At 48.3% G+C, this 737-nt stretch carries 1 rRNA gene; it reads right to left on the bottom strand.

Annotation, left to right across the window (positions count from 1 at the left end):
• Positions 1-254: 254 nt before the first annotated feature.
• Positions 255-737 (bottom strand): 16S ribosomal RNA (locus MLOOGBEN_RS28815); the annotation flags it as partial.

Below are 737 nucleotides of genomic sequence, written 5' to 3'. Positions count from 1 at the left end.
TCCTTCATCGGCTCCTAGTGCCAAGGCATCCACCGTGCGCCCTTTCTAACTTAACCTAAAAGGTTATTTTCTTCTTATTAAATAAGAGAGAAAAACTAATGTGGCGATTCTCGGTTTTACTTTGACTTCTTCTTACGATTATCTAGTTTTCAAGGAACGATTAAAAAAAGCTTTGAGAGAATTACTCCCTCAAAACTAAACAAACAAGTAACAGTCAACGTTTTATCAGTCCACAAGGACTGCATTATCCTTAGAAAGGAGGTGATCCAGCCGCACCTTCCGATACGGCTACCTTGTTACGACTTCACCCCAATCATCTGTCCCACCTTAGGCGGCTGGCTCCTTACGGTTACCCCACCGACTTCGGGTGTTACAAACTCTCGTGGTGTGACGGGCGGTGTGTACAAGGCCCGGGAACGTATTCACCGCGGCATGCTGATCCGCGATTACTAGCGATTCCGGCTTCATGTAGGCGAGTTGCAGCCTACAATCCGAACTGAGAATGGTTTTATGGGATTGGCTAAACCTCGCGGTCTTGCAGCCCTTTGTACCATCCATTGTAGCACGTGTGTAGCCCAGGTCATAAGGGGCATGATGATTTGACGTCATCCCCACCTTCCTCCGGTTTGTCACCGGCAGTCTCCTTAGAGTGCCCAACTAAATGCTGGCAACTAAGAACAAGGGTTGCGCTCGTTGCGGGACTTAACCCAACATCTCACGACACGAGCTGACGACAA

This window comes from Bacillus sp. EB106-08-02-XG196 (assembly GCF_013396335.1).
GTDB lineage: Bacteria > Bacillota > Bacilli > Bacillales > Cytobacillaceae > Neobacillus.
The sequence above is the reverse complement of the archived record's forward strand: the minus strand, read 5'-3'. Positions and strand labels throughout refer to the sequence as shown.